Consider the following 15,482-nt stretch of genomic DNA (forward strand, 5'->3'; position numbering starts at 1 on the left):
TATGAAAAAATTACTGATTATGTCGGGGATCGTCCTGACGATGCTTTGTATCATCTTCGCCGCAGGCTGCATCACGAATGGATCATCAGGGTCTCTTGTCATCACCAACTCGGACGGAACCAACGTGACGCTGGACAAGACTGCCGAACGGATCGTTCTTTTGAACTCGAACGCGGGCGAGATCCTGTATCTTCTTGGCGATGCAGGAAAGGTTGTGGGGATCTCCCAGTCGATCGCAAATAATGCCGAGCAGGTGAAGATGTATCCGAATGCGAAGATCGTCGGGACCTGGAACGAGCCGGATGTGGAGTATCTGATCTCGCTGGACGTCGATCTGGTGATCGGGTATGCGACGTCGAAGCCGAAGAATGCCGAGGTCATGGCGTCTGCCGGGATCCCGATCGTGTATGTTGACTGCACGAAGCCTCAGACGATGGTCCAGGATATCATCGAGATCGGAAAGATCTCAGGCAATGTTGAGAAGGCGTCAAAGATCGCCGCATATTATGACGAGGTCATCACCGAGATCGAGTCACGGGTCGCCCCGATCTCTATGACCCGCTCTGTCTACGCAGAAAGTTATACCGCATACTGGGGTCAGGGGGCGGATACCGGTATGGGTCAGCTGATCTCGATCGCCGGAGGTCAAAACATCATGACCGATGCCGGTTCCAGAAAGATCTCCGATGAATGGGTGGTCTCATCGAGTCCGGGGATCATCGTGAAGCTCGTGAATAATATGAACGACCCACAGGCCGCGTATGGCGAGCTTGTATCAAGGGTCGGGTTCGATACGATCAGTGCGGTCGAGAATGATAAGGTCTGGCTTCTTCGAAACGATCTGACCTACGGGCCGAGATCCTGCGCCGCGGCGGTCGCTCTGGCAAAAATGATCCATCCAGGCGTGTTTGAGGATATGAGCGTCGAGGGGGTTTTGACCGAGTTCAATACGCGGTTTGGAACGAACTTCGATGTGACGGGTCTGACGTATCCGGCATTATAAGATCCCGATAGGGGATCGGTTCTTTTTTTCAGGCGCCGGCGCCTTACATCGGCTCCGCGCGAAAACCAGGAGACACCTGGCAAAAAAGGGGAAAAGATCAGTGGATCTTTGTGCCTTCCGGCACATCTTTGAGCGGAACAAGAAGTGATGCCTCGTCGCCCGCGGCAAACAGCATCCCGTTGCTTTCCTCGCCCCGGAACTTCGCCGGCTTCAGGTTCACGACCACGATGATCTTCTTGTCCACCATCTCTTCAGGCGTATAGACATCGGCGATGCCTGACACGATCTGTCTGACCTCGGTCCCGATATCCACCTGCAGACGCAGAAGTTTCGTCGTCTTTGGGACTCTCTCCGCCTTTATGACACGGCCGACCCGGAGATCGAGCTTTGCCACATCGTCTATTGTTATGATCTCTTCTGATATTGGTTCTATTACTGCTGTCATTGTATCCTTTCCTGCTGCTTTCTTCTTCGAATCCTCGGCCCGCTTCGTAAGCAGAGCCTCCATCTCCTCACGCTGTTTGTCCTCGATCCTTGCAAACAGCGGCTTCACATCGCCAAGTGTTGTGTTCTCGAACGGGACCAGTGCGTCGCTGATCGGGCGGGTTTCCACCAGATCGGTATAGCCGAGCATCTCCCAGAGTTTCTGGGAAGACTCAGGCATCACCGGCTGCATGATAAGAGCACACGCCTTTACGATCTGGAGACAGTTCTTCAATATCTGTGCGGCCGCGTTTGGATCCTCCTTGATCAGCTTCCAGGGCGCCGCGTTCGAGATGTACCCGTTTCCGTATGCTGCGAGAAGAAGGATGCCGTCGACTGCCGCCTTGAACTCGTATGAACGGACGGCCTCTTCGATTGCGGCGAGCGAACGTTCGATCTCGGCGAATATTTCCGCGTCGACCGGCATCTGGGGCACGTCGCCGAACTTGGTTTTGACCAGGCTCATGCTCCGGTTCGCGAAGTTCCCGAAGGTGTTCACGAGCTCGTTATTGATCCGTGCCTGGAACTCTTTCCAGGAAAAGTCCAGTTCGCGGGTGTGGCTCGTGTAGGCGAGGAGATAATACCGCAGATAGTCTGCCGGCAGTCCCTTGTCGAGGTAATCCTCTTTTGTCCAGACGACGTTCCCTTTCGACTTCGAGAACTTCTCGCCGTCGATTGTGACCATCCCGCTCGCTACGACCGCTGAAGGCGGCTGATATCCGGCTCCGTGCAGCATTGCCGGCCAGAAGACGCAGTGGTGATAGATGATGTCCGAGCCGATGAAGTGGACCCGGTCCCCTTCGCACCAGTACTTCTGCCAGCTGTTTCCGGTCGCATTTGCCCACTCTTCGGTGAAGGAGATGTATCCGATCGGGGCATCCACCCAGACATAGCAGACGAGTTCGTCGGATCCGGGGAACTTCACGCCCCAGTCCATCATTCTGGTGATGCACCAGTCTTTGAGTTCGTTTTCGACCCAGCCGATGGCGTAGTTTTTGGCGTTCAGCGTGCCGCCGAGGTTCGGCAGATACTCTAACAGATAGTCCCTAAAGCTGCTGAGCTTGAAGTAGTAATGCTTCTGCTCGCGGAGTTCTGCCTTGGTCCCGCAGGTTGCGCAGACGGGGTCGAGGATCTCTCCGGGTTCGAGGTGCCGGCCGCATCCTGAGTCGCATTCATCGCCGCGGGCATGTTTTCCGCAGTAGGGGCAGGTGCCTTCGACATACCTGTCGGGAAGGAAGCGTTTGCATTTTGGGCAGTAACTTTGCTGGATGGTCTGTTCGTAGACATATCCGCGGTCGATGAGGGTCTGGAGGATGGAGGCGGTCCGGTTGTGGTTGGTCGGATCATCGGTCATGCCGAACCGGTCGAACGCTATGCCCATTGATTTGAAGACTGCATCGAAGTGAGCGTGATATTCTTCGGATACGGCGCGGGGCGTGGTTTTTTCAGCCTCGGCAGTGACGACGATGGGGGTCCCGTGGTTGTCGGATCCGCAGATGAAGACGATGTCGTCGCCGAGACGCCGAAGATAGCGCACGTAGAAATCGCCGGGGATGTACGTCCGGAGGTGCCCGAGGTGGCAAAAACCGTTTGTATAGGGCAGACCGCACGTAACGACAGTGGGCTTATTGGTCATGTTGTATTATTTGGCGCGGATGGGTATTAAATACTTGATTGGCGGGTTGGATGCGAAGCAGACAACCTCAGCCGAGCAAACCGAAGGTTTGCGAGTGGCGGGGCGGGGACCTTTAGGTCCCTCAGCGGAGGCGGGTTGGATGCGAAGCAGACAACCTTAGCGGAGCAAACCGAAGGTTTGCGAGTGGCGGGCTACCCCCGGGGGAAGAGTGAGACTATAAATGAGACTATAAGTGGGACTATAAATGAAAATTAGTAATTGGCAAGCGGCATCCAGTATCCGTTCTTTTTGGGACCCACACGCTCGATAATCCCGTTGTCCGACATATTTTTGATGAGTCTGGTAACCGTGCTTCGCGGATATCCGGTTATTTCCACGATTTCGGCAATGGTTATCCTGCTGTTTCCTTTGATGAGGTTGAGAATGGTTTGTTCTTTTTCACGTAACCGGACGCTCGGCTTGCTGACATCCAGTTCATACATGTTCAGCGCATTGCTGATGACCGAAAGCATGAACTCGACAAAATATATTGAGTTGCCTTTTTTGCCGGATTCTCCCAGAGCATCGTAATACTGCTGACGTGATTTGTGAATGAGGGATTCGCTCGGGATCCAGGCAAAGAGCGGTTCCCATTTGGAAAGAATAAGCGTCTGCCACAATCTTCCCATGCGTCCGTTTCCATCGATAAACGGGTGGATGAATTCCAACTCGAAGTGGAAGACGCAGCTTTTTATGAGGGGGTGGACGTCTGAAGATTTTGCCCAGGCAAAGAGGCTGCTGATGAGCTCTGGAACAAGTGAAGCGGGAGGAGCCATGTGGACAACGGTATCCCCGGAGAATACGCCGACGCCTTTAGTCCGGAACCTGCCGGAATCGTTGATGAGGTCGGCCGTCATGAGTTGGTGAGCGTGCAGAAAGTCGTCTACAGAGTAGGGATCCAGGGAAGGGAGGAGTTCATATGCCTGAAAAGCGTTTTTGACTTCCCGGATCTCACTTGGGGGTCCCAGAACATGTTTCCCCTGGATGATATCGGTTACCTGTTCAAGAGTGAGGGTATTGTTTTCGATGGCAAGGGAGGAATGGATGGAGAGGATCCGGTTGGCGTGGTGGAGACGGGGATTCCTGCTCATATTGATCCCGACGGTGAGCGTCCCGATACGCCGGCTGATTTCTCCGACCCGTTCGATCATGGTGTTGGTGATGGTGAACGGGGGGTCGGTAGTTGCTGCCATTATCTATTGAGTATTGGTTTTGGGGGATAAGGAACTTTTGACGGGAGGGGGTTGTTGAGAGGAGAGGGACGGCAGGTCTTGATTTTCGACGTTCAGAAGAGGAATTAATTTAAGTATTCGGGGTGCGGGAAGTGACTACGGGCTGCCCCGCAGGGGCAGCCTCAGCTGAGCAAATCTTTGATTTGCGATCCGGCGCGGAGCCCGACGCGGCGGGGAATCTTATTTTTTGATTCACGAAAAGGTATGCCTTTTTGCGGGAGCGTACGCTGATTTCTTGTATGGAGTTAGTGTGGATGCATGAGATTATTTAACCGCGAATAAGCCCAAATGGGCAAAGCCCATTTGAGGCGGCACGCAAGCCTTTGGCTTGCACGCCTCCGCGAATTCTCGCGAATCGCATTTTTCTTGCGTCGTCGTGCTCTGCTCCGGCTTATCGCCTACGCAGGAATCGCACGCCGTCTGGAAAAGTCCACGAGCTGAAAGCTCGTGAGACGTCTCAAGAGCCTTTGGCTCTTGGACAAATGCTGTCGGAAAAACCGGCGTGCCGGTTTTTCTCATAATATACTTCTCTATATGCGTAAAAAAGGATATTCAACATCTCTTTTTTGATTCGGGGTGCGGGAAGTGACTACGGGCTGCCCCGCAGGGGCAGCCTCAGCTGAGCAAATCTTTGATTTGCGATCCGGCGCGGAGCGGCTCGCGGCGGGGAATCCTGTTTTTGGACGCATAAGAAAAACCAACCGCGAATCGGCGCGAATCAGCCCTTCGAGCGAGACGAATCGGATTTGCTGATCCTCACTCTCGCAATCCTGCTCCGCAGTCTTGCTCCTCCCTCATCCTGCGGCTTTTGCATCGAGGTATGATGTGGCAACCTCGCAATCCTGCTCCGCAGTCTTGCTCCTCCCTCATCGGGAACGTTCGGGCAAATCCTGTCGCCGCCCCGGCGGCTCCCATGCAAATAGTTTAGCACGACACGACAGAGAGATGAAATACGCCTTAGGCTTGATGAACTCTGAGGAAGGGCTCCCCTTCATTCCAATTCATAATAGATAGGATACATCGAGAATAAATCTAAAAAAAGCGTCATACCACTCAATTGTAATCTACATTTATATGGAAGATGCCTTCAAATACTAATATCATGTATCTTTCCCGGGTAATAATTAGAAATTATCGTTCAATAGAATATCTAAATGTTGAATTTAACAAAGGAAAGAATGTAATTGTAGGTAAAAATAATGCCGGGAAAACAAACCTCATTAATGCAATCAACTTGGTTCTAGGTGAATACTCGCCAACATATATAAAATCAAGAAATATCGATGAAAAGAATTTTTTCAATGGTGACACTAATAGGACCATCTCAATATTTTGTGAACTTACTCGTGATGAAAATGAGATATTTGATTTTTCTGCAATAAGAGAGGAAACGAGCGGTTTCTACAAAAAATGTCTTCCGGTTGATCTCTCTGTTAGCACAATCGATACTAAAGACACTGAGTTTGATTATAAAGTAGCTGAATATGATGAATCAATTGAAGAGATTTGCAAGAACGACCCAAAAAAGATGGATAATTATTATATTAATTCCAAATATTGTCCAAAAATACCCACAGATAAATATAAGATTTATATAAATGATAAAGAGTTTAATAAAGAGTTAGATTCACAATATGTATTTGGATATTTATTCACAGCTAAATCTCTCGATCATGGTATAATAAATAAGGAGATGAGATTACTTTACAAAGAAGACAAGAATACTGATGAATGGAGTTTAGCCTTTACAAGTTATCTTCGTAATAGTATTATGCAAAGTATGATTCTTCCCTCTTTTCGAGACCCGTATAATCAATTGCGGATCACAGATTATTCTTGGTATGGAAAATTACTGAGGTTACTCCTTGAAAATGGAGATAAATCTGATTTTGATAAGGAATTGCAATCTCTAAATGAGAGCACTAAATCAATTTTTGCTGACTTAACATCTACAATAAATGATCCCGATAATGGGATAACATTTCCTAATACAACGATTAATATGCAATGCGCCCCGCGGTATGAAGATGCGTATAAACAGACACTGATCTATGTAAATGATGGATTTGAGAGCCTTTTAACTGATAAGGGATCTGGCATCCAAAGTTCAGTGATTATCGGATTATTTTCATACTATACTGAAAAAATCATCTCCAAGACCTCGGCATTGCTGGCTGTGGAAGAGCCGGAATTATATCTTCATCCGCACGGGAGACGTATCGTATCCAATCAATTAGATAAATTCCTCGAAAATCCCAAACATCAGGTTATTTTCACAACACATTCAGAAGACTTTGTGACGGCTCCAACCGCTGAATTAACTATTATTCGAGTTACAAAGGATAAAGATGGCAAAACAACTGCTCGAAATGTAATTTTATCAAACATAAAAGAAACAGCAATTATTTCAAAATTACAAAACGCAGAGCTGTTTTTCGCAGATACAGTTGTTTTAGTTGAAGGTGTAAGTGATAAACTGCTATTAACCTTAATCGCAGAGGAAAATAGTTCAACATTCAATCTCTCTAAAAATTGGCTGAATGAAAACAATATCTCAATAATTGCAGTAACAGGAAAGGAGCAGTTCAAACTCTATGTCCCTATCCTTGAGAGACTTGGAATAAATTGGTTCATAGTTGCTGATTTTGATTTTCTTCACACAGGTTGTAATACTTTCTTTAACGCACCGTCTATATCTAAACCGGAGTTTGATCCGGATATGAGTATTTTACAAAAAATAATGAATGATATGGCAAAGGAGGTTCAAGATCAGGTTGATGATGAAAAATACAAAAAGAGTTTAGAGAGTGCAGAGAAATTTTGTGAGCGGATGAAAGAGGGGAAATATTACATTAACGCGAAAATCACTCCAAAAGAATTGGTTGGCAATAAACCGAAAATTAACTGCATTTCTGAGATAAATGACGACATCTTACGTTATAATGTTGAAACATACATTGAATACTTACAAAACTGCAATGTTTTTATTTTATCAAATGATTTAGAAAACTGTTATACCGACCCATTCATGGAAATAATTAATGGTGAATCTAAATCAGACGGATGGAAACCATCAAAAGAACAATATCCATTATATATCATTCATAAATTACTCCCGGAGGGTCAGAACTTCAGTAATTATGTCAAAATGGATATGTTTTCTGATTTGTTAACAAAACTTAGTGGATATATCACATAATTAGGCATATGCCCTCTGAATACGACATCTTGCTCCTACTCCATCTATTACGGAGACCTCATGCCGTTTATTATCACAGGAGCCGCCGGGGCGGCGACAGGATTTGCCCGAACGTTCCCGATGAGGGAGGAGCAAGACTGCAAAGCAGGCTTGCGAGAGTGAGGATCGGCAAATCCGATTCGTCTCGCCCGAAGGGCGGATTCGCGCCGATTCGCGGTTAGTTTTTTCTCATGCGTCCGCACCCAGCCGTACCCTTCCCGAAACGCGGTAAAATATCCCATCCCGCTCGCAAATCAGATATTTGATCGCAAGGTAAAACCTTGCTCAGCTGAGGCCGCCCCTCCGGGACAGCCCGCCTCCGCACCCCTTCATAATATAATGGGAACCAAGTTCATTTTTCCCTCTTATTTTCATCCAAGGACAAGGTCAAGAAGCCTTGCGGAATGGTCGGCCATGAACAAAGGAATATTCAACACATCATCATCCAGCTTCAGATTTAACAGAGAATATCTGACACGGATCTTTACCGAATCACCATACAGCTCTTTATATTTTTTCAGACTCTTCCCCGTAACATGCCGGTCGGATTTCACTTCAATTGGGATGATCTGATTTTTCCGCTGGATAATAAAATCGATCTCATACTTTGGATTCAGCGACGACATATAACCGGGGTTCCCCTCAAACTGTCCAACGATCGCCTCCAGAACATAATTCTCTGCCAACGCACCCTTAAACGTGCTGAATACTGCATCTCCTTCTGCAATAACTGAAGGATCAAGGACCGACATACAACCGAGCAGTCCGACATCAGCCAGATATATTTTGAAAGCAGAGAGATCCTTCTGCGATGATATCGGCAGTTCCGGGGAACGTATGCGGAACACTTTCCACACAAGATTCGCATCGCAAAGCCATTGAAGGGCAGTCTCATACTCCCGTGCCCGCGCCCCTTCCTTCACCACATTATACAGAAACTTCCTGTTTTCTTTTGCCAGTTGAGAAGGAATGGACTCCCAGATATACATGACTTTAGGAACATCCGACAACGGCTGAATGTGTTTTGCAAAATCGCGGGTATAGGCATTCAGGATATTCTGCTGGATTTTTCGGACCTGATTTATGTCATGCTCCTTCGTCCATGCATAAATTGCCTCGGGCATGCCTCCAATGATATAATACATCTTCAGTTTCTCACAAAGCGGACCGAAAAATGCCTCTGGTATCGGTTCGATCTCCCGGATGCCGTCAAGATAGGAAGCCAGATTCTCATCTCCGCCCGCGATCAGAAACTCAGAAAAGGTCATGGGGCGAAGAGTGAGAAACTCAACTTTTCCAACAGGAAATGAGGTAGGTCTTGAGAGTGCAACGCCGAGAAGTGACCCGGCACACACAATATGATACTCAGGACCATTCTCATAAAAATATTTGAGAGAATTCAAGGCATCCGGACACTCCTGGATCTCATCAAAGATGAGGAGAGTGTCCCCTGGCCGTATTGTCTGTTTTTTGGCAACTGCAAGATTCGGGAGAATTCTTTCGATGTCTTTCGTGGTGTCAAAAAACGATTTGTATTCGGGATTTTCCTCAAAGTTGACATATACGGTGTTCTGATAATTTTGTCTGCCAAACTCTTTGAGCAGCCAGGTTTTGCCTACCTGCCTGACCCCGTTTACGATCAACGGTTTGCGGTATTCTGACGATTTCCACTTCCTAAGCTCATCTATTGCAGTTCTATACATCTTCCTCTCCCGGGCATTCCAATAATTATGTGATGTACATCACATTATTGTCACTAATTATGTGATGGAACCCACAATTAATTTCTTATGTGTATTCAGATGAGATAATAGTATTGGCGAATCCATGATTCAGAACAAAGGTGCATAGTTCCAAGATATCCGGCGGTTCTCCGCCGTGATCCTGTTTTTACCACCCGTTCCATATAACCAACCTATAAAACCCAGTACACCAACCTCCTATACATGACATCCCAGGAAAACATCGAAAAACGCCTCGAAGAACTCGAACGCGACTACGCAGACCTCATGGAACGGGTCCGCGACCTCGAACTCCAGATCGGCCAGCTCACCGAACGAAACCTGCACGGAAGCTGCTCCTCCTGCAGCCTCCAGTAAAAAAAGAAAAACTCACAACCTGTTTTTTATCGCCAGCACCTCGGCCTCGTGCTCAAACAAAGCGCAGCCCCCGTCATGCTCCCCGCCGACAAGACCCGCGTCGATCAGCCTCGCAAAAAACGGCGAGTTCACCGCATCCAGCAGAGAAACGTTCCGCAGATTCCGATCCGAATACGGCGAAAACGGGCACGGCTCTGCTGACCCATACGGATCGATATGGAAAAATCCTCTGCCGCCCGCAAGACAGCCGCCCATATGCTTCTCATCCCCCGGGAACGAAATAAACACCATCCCCGGATACGCCGACTTGATCGTCGTCAGTTTCCCCTCCAGATCCTCACGCCTCGCCGCGTCCAGTTCCATCTCCTTTGAGCCGTGATCGATCGCCGTATACTCGATATAAAACACCAGCCGGCATCCCTGATCCCGCAGCAGATCCAAAAAAGCCGTCGACGTCACCTCCGCCAGATTCCCCCGCGTGATCGTCACCGAAACCCCGTAGAGGATCTTCTCCGCCCGCAGACGATCCATCGCCGCCGACAGAACCGCATACGTCCCCGATCCCCGGCGTGAATCCGTCTCCTCCCTGCCCCCTTCGATACTGATCACCGGCACCAGATTCCGGTGCCCGTCGAACAAAGCCAGATACCCATCATCGATCAGCGTCCCGTTCGTAAATATCGGGAAGATGACCGGCGTGTGACGGGCGGCCGCCCCGATAAGATCCCGGCGGAGAAGCGGCTCCCCTCCGGCAAGAAGAATAAACGAGATCCCAAGATCCTCAGCCTGCGAAAAGATATGCTCCCACTCAGAAACACTCAGCGGTTCCGCACCTCCCGGCGCATCGCCGCACATTCCGACCGCCCGGGCATAACAGCCCGCACAATGCAGATTGCACGACGACGTAATGCTTGCAATCAGAAATGCCGGCATATGCGAACAGGCCGCCCGTTTTTTTGCATTCTCCCGCTGATGCTTCATCTGCCCCAGAAGAAACGCCGTCTCCTTCCGGTTCGAAAGGGTGCCCTTCAGAATATCTTTGATAAGCTTCTCGATCGCGGAGTTAAGATAGGTGGTCAGAAAGGTATCCGGCATACGTAAGATGTACATATCCTCTCTGCTCAGGCTAAATATTTTCTCTCGCCAGACCGCCGCACACCAGCCGGAATCATCCGGAAAAACCCCGGATCATGCAAAAAAACGGATCTTCCTGATGGAAGTATAGGTATATTTTTTACTGATCACAGAGCATAATTCTGCTATATAAAATAGGATCCGGATATGGTTGTGCAGATAGATCTTCTAATGGCAGTCGTGATCGTGCTTGCATGCTCTGTCGGCGTGCTTTTTATCGGAAAAAAGATCCATATCCCGTTCATTATCGGCTATTTTCTCACAGGGATAATCGTCGGACCCTTCGGTCTCCATCTGATCACCGAAGAGCAGGTATCGGTCCTCGCAGAGCTCGGGGTCATTCTTCTGATGTTCACCATAGGTCTGGAGATCTCGCTCAAAAGCCTCCTTTCCATGAAGAAGGTCGTCCTCATAGGCGGCGGTCTGCAGATGATCATCACCACGTTCCTCGTCTGGGCTGTCCTCCAGCTGGCGGGATTTCCCTCCAACACCGCACTGTTTCTTGGAATGATGGTCTCGACATCTTCAACGGCCATCGTTTTGAACCTCTACCAGTCGAAGGGACAGATGGCGACCAAACACGGAAAGATCGCGCTCGGGATCCTGATTTTCCAGGATCTTGCGGTCGTTCCGATGATGCTGCTTGCCCCGATCCTTGCCGGACCTGCCGACACCGATCTGCTCGCAAGCGTGCTGAACTTCCTGATCGGTCTGGCGATGCTCGGCGTCATCCTGATCGCCGCCATCTACCTGGTCCCGAGATTTCTGCAGAGGGTCGCCCTCACCCGAAGCAACGAACTGTTCATCATCTCGATCGTGACCATCTGTCTTGGGATCGCCTGGCTGATGTCCTTGAACGGCATATCCCTGGCGCTCGGCGCGTTCCTTGCAGGCGTCGCGATCTCCGAATCGGATTACAGCCATGAGGTCGTCGGCCAGATCCTGCCGATCCGCGATCTCCTGACCAGTTTCTTCTTTGTCTCGATCGGCATGCTGCTGAACCTTTCGTATCTCGGGGAGCATCTGCTGTTCATACTCATCCTTGCCGCCGTGCTGATAGCGGGAAAATCCCTGATAACCTTCATCTCGGTCAAAGCGATCGGGATAGCGGCAAGCGTCTCACTTCTTTCAGCATTCGGTCTCTCGCAGATAGGAGAGTTCTCCTTCGTGCTCGGTGCGACCGGCTATTCCAGCGGGATCCTGACCGATGATGTCTATCAGGTGTTTCTGGCCGTCTCGATCCTGACGATGATCATGACCCCGACGATGATCAGTATCGCGCCAAGGTTCGTTGACCGGTTCCTCCCGCCGCCGGATCCGCAGGGAACGCTGAGGACGAACTTCCGGTCGGGCATGTAATCATCGTCGGGTTCGGACTTACCGGCCATTATGTGGCAAAGGCGCTGAAAAAAGTGGAGATCCCCTATATTATCCTCGAACTCAACCCTGAAACGGTGGCAGCCGAGAAAAAACTCGGCGAGAACATCGTCTACGGCGATGCATGCCGGGAAGGGGTGCTGGAGTTTGCCGGGATCAGGAAAGCCCAGACGATCGTGATCACGATCCCGCAGATGGACACGGTCAAGGCGATCCTCACCGACGCACGCAGGATGAACCCGAAGATCGGCATCATCACCCGGTCAAGGTTTATCTCCGAGACAGCCGAGCTGTATCATCTCGGAGCGGATGAGGTGATCGTTGATGAAAAGGAGACGGCTCTCCAGATCTTCCATCGGATCCTTTCCAATCAGCAGGTGCCGGTACAGGACGCGGATCTGTATGGGAAACAGGCCAGAAGCGAGATCTACGACAAATACATCGAAAAACCCATCCACTCAAATATCAGAATGTCGGCAAAGGGAAGCAGACTCGATATGATCCGGATCCGGGCAAAGCAGGCGGGTGAGATGATGGCTAAAAATACCTCACGGGTGGAGCAGATCAGGGTCGAGAAAGGGGCGGATATCGCCGGCAAACGGATCGCCGATGTCCAGATGCGGAGGAATTACGGCGTTTCGGTGATCGCGGTGCGGTGTGTGGGAAAGATCGATGTGATCGTCTCCCCGGACGGAGATACGATCCTGAATGAAGGCGATACCGCCGTAGTGATCGGGGACCGGGAGGCCATTGGAACTATAATGATAATGTTCGCCGAGAAGGCTGCATATACTACCTGAGGGCACGCATACTTTTTTTTGCCTGCAGGACGCGATCCGTCGCGTCTATTTTCCAAAACATAGAGAAAAAACACATCCCGGCGGGTGAGTATAGTTACATTTTTTGCTGAGCAAGGTATATTATTCTCCAGGATATTTCGGAGAGATAATGGAGGAATATATAGAATTGATCATGGCAGTCGTGATCGTGCTTACCTGCGCGATCGCGGTTTTACTTGTCGGGAAAAGGCTCCGCATCCCGTTTATTATCGGGTATTTCATAACAGGCGTTATTGTGGGGCCGTTTGGTCTGCACCTGATCACCGAAGAGCAGGTGTCCCTGCTCGCAGAGCTCGGCGTCATTCTGCTGATGTTCACCATAGGGTTGGAGATCCCGCTGAAAAATCTGCTTTCAATGAAGAAGATCGTGCTGATAGGCGGAGGGCTCCAGCTCATTCTTACGACCGGAGTGGTCTGGCTGGTGATGGTCGCCGCAGGATTCAGCTCGAGCGTTTCGCTGTTCATCGGATTTTTAGTAGCACACTCTTCGACGGCGATCATCATGAATATCTATCAGAAGTCCGGGGAGATCGACACCCAGCACGGGAAGATCGCGCTTGGACTGCTGATTTTCCAGGATCTGAACGTTGTGCCGATGATGATGCTCGTGCCTCTCCTTGCCGGAAGCTCAGAGACCGATCTTGCAGGATCCGTGCTGAACTTTTTTATCGGTATGGGGCTCCTGGCGGTGATTCTGATCGCCTCCATCTACCTGGTCCCCAAGTTTCTTGAAAGGGTCACTCTGACAAGAAGCAGTGAACTTTTCGTTATGGCGGTCGTGCTGATATGCCTCGGTATCGCCTGGGTGATGTCTCTGACCGGTGTTTCGATCGCTTTGGGAGCGTTTCTTGCGGGCGTTGCCATCTCAGGTTCGGATTACAGTCATGAGGTGATCGGCCAGATCATGCCGATCCGCGATCTGCTGACGAGTTTCTTCTTTGTTTCGATCGGTATGATGCTCAATCTGACGTATCTGAGCGAGCATCTGCTGCTGATCGCCGGGGTTTCCGTTCTGCTCCTTCTGGGAAAGACGCTGATCAATTTTGTTTCGGTGAAGGTGATCGGGATCTCGGCCGGAGCCGCTATCCTGTCTGCGATCGGTCTTTCGCAGGTGGGAGAGTTCTCGTTTATTTTAGGTTCTACGGGGCTTGCGACCGGCCTTTTGACCCAGAATATGTATCAGATTTTTCTGGCGATGTCGATCGTAACTATGGCCATCACGCCGTTTTATGTGGCGGCCGGACCGTGGATCGCCGGCAAGATCACCAGCCGTCTTCCGGAAAAACACCGGGACTTCGACGAGTTCTGCATTCCGGGTGAAACGGACCTGGAAAGCCATGTGATCATTGTCGGTTACGGGCTTGGCGGCAGGTATGTGGCACGAGCCCTGAAAAAGATGGGGATCCCTTACATCATCCTGGAGATGAATGCGGAAACTGTGGCAAAAGAGAGGAAACGGGGGGAGAACATCGTCTACGGCGATGCGTCCCGTGAGTGTAATCTGGAGTTTGCAGGGATCGATAAAGCCCAGACGATCGTGATCTCGATCCCGATCATGGAGGCTATCAAGGCGATCGTGACGACCGCACGCCGGATGAATCCGAAGATCTCGATCATTACCCGGTCGAGATATATCTCGGAGACGAACGAGCTTTACCGGCTGGGAGCTGATGAGGTGATCGTGGATGAGAAGGAGGCGGCTCTGCAGATCTTCCGCAGGATCCTGGCAAATCAGCAGATACCGGTCCAGGAGCTGGAGATGTACTCGCAGCAGGTACGAAGCGAAGTGTATAATGAGTATCTCGACGGAACCGGAGGGGGTAAGCCCCCGGCTCCAGGGCAGAAGAACAGCGGAGGGATCCTGGACGCGATCCGTCTGAAGGCGAAGCATGCGGATGAGGTGATCTCGACGGAGAAGACGCATGTGGAACAGATCAGGGTGGGGAAAGATTGTGACTGCGCGGGAAAACGGCTGTGTGACCTGCATCTGAGGATGAACTTTGGTGTTTCGGTGATCGCGGTGCGGCGGGCGGGACGGCAGGATGCGATCGTTTCGCCGGACGGGGAGACGGTACTTGAGGAGGGGGATACGGTGGTGGTGATCGGTAACCGTGATGATATCGCGACGATGACGATGCTGTTTACGGAAAAGGACGGGGAAGAGAAGTAAGACGGGGGAGCTGGTGAGCGGGGGAGCTGGTGAGCGTGAGATTCGGGACGGGTACGGCTGGGTGCGGATAGATGAATTTATTTAACCGCTTCGCCTACGAAGGAATCGCACCCTCTCTGGAAAAGTCCACGAGCTGTAAGCTCGTGAGACGTCTCAAGAGCCTTTGGCTCTTGGACAAATGCTGGGGAAAAACCCGTTCGCAAAGCTTCGCTTTGCTCTCCGGTTCGGGCTT

10 protein-coding genes are annotated in these 15,482 nt (G+C 50.3%); 6 read left to right on the plus strand and 4 right to left on the minus strand.

All coding sequences use genetic code 11. The features are described from left to right. Position 1 precedes the first annotated feature (1 nt). On the plus strand, positions 2–1,003 hold the full coding sequence (locus H575_RS07785) for an ABC transporter substrate-binding protein (protein WP_042700410.1): 1,002 nt from the start codon (positions 2–4) through the stop codon (positions 1,001–1,003). A gap of 97 nt (positions 1,004–1,100) precedes the next feature. On the opposite strand, the gene metG is transcribed toward H575_RS07785, so the two are convergent. Beyond that, entirely contained in the window at positions 1,101–3,122 is a 2,022-nt protein-coding gene (gene metG, locus H575_RS07790; protein ID WP_042700411.1) for a methionine--tRNA ligase, read from the minus strand. A 251-nt stretch (positions 3,123–3,373) separates the two neighbouring features. Then, entirely contained in the window at positions 3,374–4,354 is a 981-nt protein-coding gene (locus tag H575_RS07795) for a Fic family protein (protein WP_042700413.1), read from the minus strand. 1,141 nt (positions 4,355–5,495) lie between these two features. On the opposite strand from H575_RS07795, the gene H575_RS07805 reads away from it, so the two are divergent. Then, positions 5,496–7,592 (plus strand): ATP-dependent nuclease, encoded by a 2,097-nt coding sequence (locus H575_RS07805; protein ID WP_052320025.1) that lies wholly within the window; start codon positions 5,496–5,498, stop codon positions 7,590–7,592. A 410-nt stretch (positions 7,593–8,002) separates the two neighbouring features. On the opposite strand, the gene H575_RS07810 is transcribed toward H575_RS07805, so the two are convergent. Beyond that, positions 8,003–9,334, minus strand: a complete 1,332-nt coding sequence (locus H575_RS07810; protein WP_042700418.1) for an ATP-binding protein — start codon at positions 9,332–9,334, stop codon at positions 8,003–8,005. Positions 9,335–9,577: 243 nt separating this feature from the next. Between H575_RS07810 and H575_RS09335 the strand changes: the two genes are divergently transcribed. Beyond that, on the plus strand, positions 9,578–9,730 hold the full coding sequence (locus tag H575_RS09335; RefSeq protein WP_155897870.1) for a hypothetical protein: 153 nt from the start codon (positions 9,578–9,580) through the stop codon (positions 9,728–9,730). A 12-nt stretch (positions 9,731–9,742) separates the two neighbouring features. Here H575_RS09335 and H575_RS07815 read toward each other — a convergent pair whose 3' ends face one another. Next, on the minus strand, positions 9,743–10,825 hold the full coding sequence (locus H575_RS07815; RefSeq protein ID WP_042700421.1) for a radical SAM/SPASM domain-containing protein: 1,083 nt from the start codon (positions 10,823–10,825) through the stop codon (positions 9,743–9,745). A gap of 186 nt (positions 10,826–11,011) precedes the next feature. On the opposite strand from H575_RS07815, the gene H575_RS09000 reads away from it, so the two are divergent. From H575_RS09000 to H575_RS07825, 3 genes are all read left to right on the plus strand, one after another. Beyond that, on the plus strand, positions 11,012–12,223 hold the full coding sequence (locus H575_RS09000; RefSeq protein WP_081406710.1) for a cation:proton antiporter: 1,212 nt from the start codon (positions 11,012–11,014) through the stop codon (positions 12,221–12,223). Positions 12,224–12,255: 32 nt separating this feature from the next. After that, positions 12,256–13,041 (plus strand): NAD-binding protein, encoded by a 786-nt coding sequence (locus tag H575_RS09005; RefSeq protein ID WP_052320027.1) that lies wholly within the window; start codon positions 12,256–12,258, stop codon positions 13,039–13,041. A gap of 148 nt (positions 13,042–13,189) precedes the next feature. Continuing rightward, positions 13,190–15,250 carry a cation:proton antiporter domain-containing protein gene (locus H575_RS07825; protein WP_042700423.1) on the plus strand — a complete coding sequence of 687 codons (2,061 nt, stop codon included), beginning with the start codon at positions 13,190–13,192 and terminating at the stop codon, positions 15,248–15,250. Positions 15,251–15,482: the final 232 nt, after the last annotated feature.

Origin of the sequence: Methanocorpusculum bavaricum DSM 4179 (genome assembly GCF_000430905.1) — an archaeon.
GTDB lineage: Archaea > Halobacteriota > Methanomicrobia > Methanomicrobiales > Methanocorpusculaceae > Methanocorpusculum > Methanocorpusculum parvum.

Coding starts and splice junctions, on each gene's coding strand:
- H575_RS07785 (WP_042700410.1), top strand. CDS start 2: ATGAAAAAATTACTGATTATGTCGGGGATCGTCCTGACGATGCTTTGT.
- metG (WP_042700411.1), bottom strand. CDS start 3,122: ATGACCAATAAGCCCACTGTCGTTACGTGCGGTCTGCCCTATACAAAC.
- H575_RS07795 (WP_042700413.1), bottom strand. CDS start 4,354: ATGGCAGCAACTACCGACCCCCCGTTCACCATCACCAACACCATGATC.
- H575_RS07805 (WP_052320025.1), top strand. CDS start 5,496: ATGTATCTTTCCCGGGTAATAATTAGAAATTATCGTTCAATAGAATAT.
- H575_RS07810 (WP_042700418.1), bottom strand. CDS start 9,334: ATGTATAGAACTGCAATAGATGAGCTTAGGAAGTGGAAATCGTCAGAA.
- H575_RS09335 (WP_155897870.1), top strand. CDS start 9,578: ATGACATCCCAGGAAAACATCGAAAAACGCCTCGAAGAACTCGAACGC.
- H575_RS07815 (WP_042700421.1), bottom strand. CDS start 10,825: ATGCCGGATACCTTTCTGACCACCTATCTTAACTCCGCGATCGAGAAG.
- H575_RS09000 (WP_081406710.1), top strand. CDS start 11,012: ATGGTTGTGCAGATAGATCTTCTAATGGCAGTCGTGATCGTGCTTGCA.
- H575_RS07825 (WP_042700423.1), top strand. CDS start 13,190: ATGGAGGAATATATAGAATTGATCATGGCAGTCGTGATCGTGCTTACC.